Raw genomic sequence first — 6,874 nt, forward strand, 5'->3', positions numbered from 1 at the left:
GACTGGTACCTCTACAACTTCCGGCTCTCGCTGGCCGAAAACCTCCGCGACCAAGGTTGGGAGGTCGTGCTGGTTTCCCCTCCGGGACAGTACGGTGAGAGGCTGAAGACGCTCGACTTCCGCTGGATCCCAGTCGACTTCTCCACCGGCGGCACCAACCCCCTGTCCGAGCTCGCCCTGCTGGCCCGCCTCTGCCGCCTCTACCGCGAGGAGAAGCCCGATCTCTGCCACCACTTCACCATCAAGTGCGTCCTCTACGGCAGCCTCGCCGCCCGCCTCGCCGGCGTCCCCGCCATCGTCAACGCCGTCACCGGCATGGGCCACATCTTCACCGACCCCGGCCTCAAGGCCCGCCTGCTGCGCCCGTCGGTGCGCGGCCTTTACCGCTTCGCCCTCGGGCGGCGTGGCACCCGGACGATCTTCCAGAACGAGGAGGACCGCGGCTACTTCGTCCGCAACAGACTGGTGGAGGAAGAAAGCACCGCCCTCATCCGAGGCTCCGGCGTCGACTGCAGGGCCTATAGACCCGGTGATCAGAGTGACAAAACCAGTGATCTGTTATCCGTGATCAGCATGCCCCGCCATAGCCGTCAGGCGACGGCGGGTGATCAGTTACAAGCTTCCGATCACCCGCCTTCCACGGATCTCGTCAAAGTCCTCTTCGCCTCTCGCCTCCTGCGCGAAAAGGGGATCTTCGAGCTCCTCGACGCCGCCCGGGCGCTGAAGGCGGCAGGGGAGGAGATCGGGTTCGTTTTCGCCGGAGACATCTACCCCGGCAACCCTTCCTCCCTGACCGAAGCCGACCTGGCCGCCATCCGCGCCGAGGGGCTGGTCGATTACAGGGGGCACGTCGACGACATGCTCCCGCTGCTGGCCGAGAGCGACATCGTCGTCCTCCCCTCCTACCGCGAAGGCACTCCCCGCATCCTCATCGAAGCCGCGGCCATGGCCAGACCGATCGTCGCCACCGACATCGCCGGCTGCCGGGGGCTGGTGGTGCACGGAAAAAACGGCCTTCTGGTCCCGACCAGGACCGTCCAGTCGCTGATCGACGCCCTGACGACCCTCGCCCGCGATCCGGAGCTGAGGCGGAAGATGGGGGAGGCGGGGAGGAGGATCGTGCTGGAGGAGTTCGACGAGGAGATCGTGATCGGGAGGACTATGGAGGTTTATCAGGCGCTCATTCAGTCCCAGGTCGCGGCGGTATCTCCGAATTGAATCTCCTTCTCTCGACTGGTTCTGGGGTCTGCAGTTAAAATTCTCGAATGCTTTTCAGAGGAAGAAGAAGGCGAAGTGCTTCTACTGCTTTGGTCCTGTCCGGGGCGGCAAGCCTTCCGGCCTTCCTGATAATCAAATTCACATCCAGGGTGAACAGTTTCATCCGAATGATCGAAGGTGAGGGGAGCCCTGCGGCGTCCAGGTCCTCGATCTCCGAATCGAGCGGCCAATCCGAATTCCTGGCACTCGTGATCATTGCCATGACCGCATGGCCGACCTGCTGATTGAACTCCCGGGAATCGGACAGGATCAATGCCGGTCGTCGTTTTGTGGTCGCCTTGTCGGTGAACGGAAAGGGAACAACAACGACATCGAAGGCATCAAAGATCACGATATGCCTCCTCGTCAGCCGCAGATTCCCATTCGTTCAGGGTTCCTTCAAGTGCCTGGGCAAAGGCCAGATCGATCGGCCTCGCTTTTCTGATCCGTATCTGGTGATCCTCGATGTCGAAGGCAATCGTATCTCCAGCCTTCAGGTGCAATACTTTGCGGACCGGTTCCGGGATGGTGGCCTGATATTTGGATGTGATTCGGCTCGTCGCTGTCGGCATGGGCGAACCTCCTTTTTCGGTAATACTATCATTACCTGTTCTGCTGGACAAGAGGGATAATTACCGCCACCTGGAAACGGCATCTACGACGCCATGAACAAGGGGATCCGGATGGCCGGCGGCGAAATCGTTGGCAATACCTCGTGATCTGTAATCAGTGATCTGTGATAATTCATCACGAAATCACGAATCACGAATCACGGCATTTACATCCAAGATGAGTCTTGGTAAAGTGAAAACGAAATCCACTTTACCTTGAGAGGTGACTCATGCCTTCAACCGTTACGGTAAGCAGCAAGAACCAGATCGTCATCCCGCTGGAAGCCAGGGAGAGACTCCATATTCTGGCTTTGGTTAAAGATCAGATGTTAATCTGCGTACATCCGATTTGATCTGCGTTCAATTGAGACACTAGATTAATGACTTCTCGGTGCTCTGTGTCTCTGTGGTGAATGCCTTTGATCAACCACTTAAAACCTGAATTGTACTCAGATAACTTCGGATAAAGGCGATTTAAAGGCGATGAAACTTATTCTGATCCTGAATGATTTAGGGGTTGCCCGGATCAATCAATAAACAAGAAGGAGGAAAGTGAACGTTTCCCGGGATCCGCAGTGGTATTAACCAGTGACGAGTCACGAGTCACGAGTCACGAATTCACTATGCAAAAAGTCGCACTCATCACCGGCATTACCGGCCAGGACGGTGCATATCTCGCCGAATTCCTGCTCAAAAAAGGGTATGTCGTACACGGTATCAAGCGCCGCTCCTCGCTCTTCAACACCGACCGCATCGACCATCTGTACCAGGACCCCCACGTGGAGAACCGCAACTTCATCCTCCACTACGGCGACCTGACCGACTCGACCAACCTGATCCGCATCCTCCAGCAGGTGCAGCCCGACGAGCTGTACAACCTGGCGGCCCAGTCGCATGTCGGTGTCTCCTTCGAGACCCCGGAGTACACGGCCAACGCCGACGGCATCGGCACCCTGCGGCTGCTGGAGGCGATCCGCATCCTGGGGCTGGAGAAGAAGACCCGCTTCTACCAGGCCTCCACCTCCGAGCTCTACGGCCTGGTGCAGGAGATCCCCCAGAAGGAGACCTCCCCCTTCTATCCCCGCTCCCCCTACGCGGTGGCCAAGCTCTACGGCTACTGGATCACCGTCAACTACCGCGAGGCCTACGGGATGTACGCCTGCAACGGCATCCTCTTCAACCACGAATCCCCCATCCGCGGGGAGACCTTCGTCACCCGCAAGATCACCCGCGCCGTCGCCCGCATCTCCCTCGGCCTGCAGGACTTCCTGTACCTCGGCAACATGAGCGCCCTGCGCGACTGGGGGCATGCCCGGGACTATGTGGAGATGCAGTGGCTGATGCTGCAGCAGGACCACCCCGAAGACTTCGTCATCGCGACCGGCGTGCAGTACAGCGTCCGCCAGATGGTCGAAACCGCCGCCGCCGAAGTCGGCATTACCTTAAGGTGGGAAGGGGAGGGGAAGGAGGAGGTCGGGATTGTCCAGGAGGTCCAGGGTCCAGGGCCCGAGGCCCAAGGTGAGCTCAAAACTCAAAACTCAAAACTCAAAACGGGTGATGTCGTCGTTCGAGTCGACCCGCGCTATTATCGCCCGACAGAGGTAGAAACTCTTCTCGGCGACCCGACCAAGGCGAAGGAAAAGCTCGGCTGGACCCCGAAGACCACCTTCAGGGAGATGGTGAGGGAGATGGTCTTGTCGGACCTGGAGGAAGCGAAGAAGGACGAGCTGTGCCGGCGGCATGGGTTTAATACGTTTGATTACCACGAGTAGAAAACTGTTGGTTTAGTTCTATTTGTTCAATTGGTTGGGGCTGGTAAAACAAGTAAAACGAATTGAACAAATGGAACGAATGAAACCGCTTTTTCCGGAGGGGGTATGGCTAGGCTGAATAGTTTTGAAGAGCTTGAATGCTGGCAGGATGCAAGGGAACTCACGCGCAAAGTTTATGATCTTTTTAAAAACGACTCCTTTCGGAAGGACTATGATCTGCTGAGTCAGATCAGACGAAGCGCCGTTTCCGTCATGGCTAATATTGCCGAAGGCTTTTACCGGCACATTCCTTGACTACTCGAGAGCGTCCCTGGCAGAGACAATCAGCCATTTTTATGTCGCCTTTGATCAGGGGTATATCACGGCAGATAACCTTTCCGATATGAGAAAATTTTCGGAGAAAGTCGGGCGGAAAATCAATGGATTGGTTTCCTACCTCCACCAAGCAACCAATAAAACAAATTGAACGAATTAAACATGAACTCAACCTCAAAGATATTCATAGCCGGCCACAGAGGCCTGGTCGGCTCGGCCATTCTGAGTCGCCTGCGGCAGGGCGGCTACTCCAACCTGGTCACCCGCACCCATGCGGAGCTCGACCTGACCCACCAGCAGGCGGTCTCTGAATTCTTCGCGGCGGAGAAGCCCGAGTACGTCTTTCTCGCGGCTGCGAAGGTCGGCGGGATCGTGGCGAACAACACCTACCGGGCCGATTTTATCTACGAGAACCTGGCCATCCAGAACAACGTCATCCACCAGAGCCGGGTGAACGGGGTGAAGAAGCTTCTCTTTCTGGGGAGCACCTGCATCTATCCCCGGGAGTGCCCCCAGCCGATGAAGGAGGAGTACCTCCTGACCGGCCCCCTCGAGTACACCAACGAACCCTACGCCATCGCCAAGATAGCCGGGATCAAGCTCTGCGAGAGCTGCAACCTGCAGTACGGCACCAATTTCATCTCCGTCATGCCCACCAACCTGTACGGCTCCGGCGACAACTTCGACCTGGAGAAGTCCCACGTGCTGCCGGCCCTGGTGCGCAAGATGTACCTGGCCCGCCTGCTGGAAGCCGGGGACATGGAGGCTGTCCTGGCCGATCTGGGCGCGGGGAGCGAGGCCGAGGCGGGGGCGATTCTGGAGCGGTTCGGGGTCTCGGCGGAGAGCGTGGAGATCTGGGGAACGGGAAGGCCCCGCCGGGAGTTCCTCTGGAGCGAGGACATGGCCGACGCCTGTGTCTTTCTCATGGAAGAGCGGGACTTCGCCGACACCCATGCCCCGGGAGCGAAGGAGATCCGCAACACCCACATCAACATCGGCACCGGCGAGGACGTGAGCATCGCCGAGCTCGCCGAGCTGGTGCGCCGCACCGTCGGCTTCGGAGGCCGCCTGTCCTTCGATCCCGCCAAGCCGGACGGCACCCTGCGCAAGCTGACCGATCCCTCCAAACTGCACGCCCTTGGGTGGCGGCACCGGGTGAAGCTGGAGGAGGGCGTGCGCAGGATATACGAATGGTATCTGGAGAACGGAGGAGCTGTTCGGTAAAATCCTGTTCACCGCAAGTCGCGAAGGACGCAAAGTATACCCGATGTTTTCCTCTGCGCTCTTTGCGTCTTGAGTGAGCGAAGCGAACGGGCGGTGAAATATTTTTGGGTTTGGCTCTGACGCGAGTATTGCGCATTTGCAGATAAAAAGGAGGGGGTTATGGATTACCGGATCGTTCATCACGGAGGCCACACGGGCGTTACCGGCTCGTGTCATGAGCTCCGCATCGCGGAGGATGCCGGCATTCTCGTCGACTGCGGGTTGTTTCAGGGGGACGAGGAACGGGGGACGCGGGACGGGGAAGGGCCTGGTCTCGTTCCGCATGCCGCGTCCCGCACGCCGAATCAGATCGATTTCCCCATCGGACACATCCGCGCCCTGGTCGTCACCCACGTCCATCTCGACCACGTCGGGCGCATCCCCTTGCTGCTCGCCGCCGGATACGACGGACCCATCCTGTGCAGCGAGCCGAGCGCCATTCTCCTCCCCCTGATGCTCGAAGACGCCCTCAAGGTCGGCGTCACCCGCGACCGCCGCCTGATCGAGACGGCCCTGGAGCGCGTCAAGCGCCTCATCGTTCCCCTCCCTTACGGCAGGTGGCACGAGATCCCGGCGGGGGAGGGGAGGGAGCTGGCCGTCAAGCTCCAGCCCGCCGGCCACATCCTGGGCTCCGCCTACGTGGAGTGCAGGGTCAGGACAGGTGTTAACCAGTTACAAATCACGAATCACGAGTCACGGGTCATCTTCTCCGGAGACCTCGGCGCGCCGTATGCGCCCCTTCTGCCTGCGCCGAAATCTCCGTGGGGGGCCGATGTGGTGGTGCTGGAGTCGACCTACGGCGACCGGGAGCATGAGGGGCGGCGGCAGAGGCGCAGGCGCCTTCAGGGGATCATCGAGAGTGCCCTGGCGGACCGGGGAACTATCCTGGTGCCGTCCTTCGCCATCGGTCGCACGCAGGAGCTGCTCTACGAGCTCGAGGATATCGTCCACCGCAACCGCGGACGCTACGCGGCGAAGGGGCTGCCCTGGGAGGATCTGGAGATCGTGGTCGACTCTCCCCTTGCGGGCCGCTTCACCGAGGCCTACCGGACCCTTCGCCCCTTCTGGGATGCCGAAGCCAAGCAGCGGGTTCTATTCGGGCGCCATCCGCTCGCCTTCGAGCAGATGACCACCGTCGGCTCCCACGACGATCATGAGAACGCCGTGCGCCTCCTCGCCCGTTCGGGGCGCCCGTGCATCGTTGTCGCCGGCTCGGGGATGTGCACCGGGGGGCGTATCGTCAACTACCTGAAGGCGCTCATCGGCGATCCGCGCACCGACATCGTCTTCGTCGGCTACCAGGCCAGGGGGACGCCGGGGCGGGCGGTCCAGAAGTACGGCCCGGGAGGGGGTTACGTGGTCCTCGACGGCCGGCGCTACGACATCGCCGCCCGGGTCCACACCCTCGGCGGCTACTCGGCGCACGCGGACCGCACGAACCTGGTGAATTTCATCCGGCGGATGCGTCGAGGACCCGCTGAAATACGGCTGGTGCACGGCGACGACGAGGCACGCGCGGGCCTCGCCGCGGCTCTGGCGGAGGAAGTGCCGGGGGTGTCGGTGGTCTCGGCTCCCTTCTGACAGCGCTTTTACTGCAACGGACCCCTGGCGGCGCTCCGTGGCGCCGGGGGGGGGTGTCGTTTCAGGCAAGACCCC

At 60.4% G+C, this 6,874-nt stretch carries 8 protein-coding genes; 6 read left to right on the forward strand and 2 right to left on the reverse strand.

Annotated features, from left to right (window positions below; all coding sequences use genetic code 11):
* A partial coding sequence (locus tag DTF_RS0109420) for a glycosyltransferase family 4 protein (RefSeq protein ID WP_027715125.1) occupies positions 1-1,218 on the forward strand: 1,218 nt, incomplete at its 5' end.
* Positions 1,219-1,252: 34 nt separating this feature from the next.
* Here DTF_RS0109420 and DTF_RS0109425 read toward each other — a convergent pair.
* Complete coding sequence (locus tag DTF_RS0109425) at positions 1,253-1,609, reverse strand: type II toxin-antitoxin system PemK/MazF family toxin (protein ID WP_027715126.1); 357 nt, start codon at positions 1,607-1,609, stop codon at positions 1,253-1,255.
* A complete protein-coding gene (locus tag DTF_RS0109430) occupies positions 1,599-1,829 on the reverse strand; it encodes an AbrB/MazE/SpoVT family DNA-binding domain-containing protein (protein ID WP_027715127.1) in 231 nt (76 codons plus the stop codon). The genes DTF_RS0109425 and DTF_RS0109430 overlap by 11 nt, the downstream gene beginning before the upstream one ends.
* Before the next feature lie 662 nt (positions 1,830-2,491).
* Between DTF_RS0109430 and gmd the strand changes: the two genes are divergently transcribed.
* The 5 genes from gmd to DTF_RS0109450 all read left to right on the forward strand — a co-directional run bounded on the left by gmd (position 2,492) and on the right by DTF_RS0109450 (position 6,799).
* Entirely contained in the window at positions 2,492-3,640 is a 1,149-nt protein-coding gene (gene gmd, locus DTF_RS0109435) for a GDP-mannose 4,6-dehydratase (protein ID WP_027715128.1), read from the forward strand.
* A 105-nt stretch (positions 3,641-3,745) separates the two neighbouring features.
* Entirely contained in the window at positions 3,746-3,934 is a 189-nt protein-coding gene (locus tag DTF_RS27755; protein ID WP_051361192.1) for a four helix bundle protein, read from the forward strand.
* On the forward strand, positions 3,903-4,106 hold the full coding sequence (locus tag DTF_RS27760) for a four helix bundle protein (RefSeq protein ID WP_162148625.1): 204 nt from the start codon (positions 3,903-3,905) through the stop codon (positions 4,104-4,106). Before DTF_RS27755 ends, DTF_RS27760 begins: the two co-directional genes overlap by 32 nt.
* An 11-nt stretch (positions 4,107-4,117) precedes the next feature.
* Complete coding sequence (locus DTF_RS0109445; RefSeq protein ID WP_027715129.1) at positions 4,118-5,179, forward strand: GDP-L-fucose synthase; 1,062 nt, start codon at positions 4,118-4,120, stop codon at positions 5,177-5,179.
* A gap of 159 nt (positions 5,180-5,338) precedes the next feature.
* Entirely contained in the window at positions 5,339-6,799 is a 1,461-nt protein-coding gene (locus DTF_RS0109450) for an MBL fold metallo-hydrolase RNA specificity domain-containing protein (protein WP_027715130.1), read from the forward strand.
* The last annotated feature ends 75 nt before the right edge of the window (positions 6,800-6,874 follow it).

The sequence above is a fragment of the Desulfuromonas sp. TF genome, assembly GCF_000472285.1.
Taxonomy (GTDB): domain Bacteria; phylum Desulfobacterota; class Desulfuromonadia; order Desulfuromonadales; family ATBO01; genus ATBO01.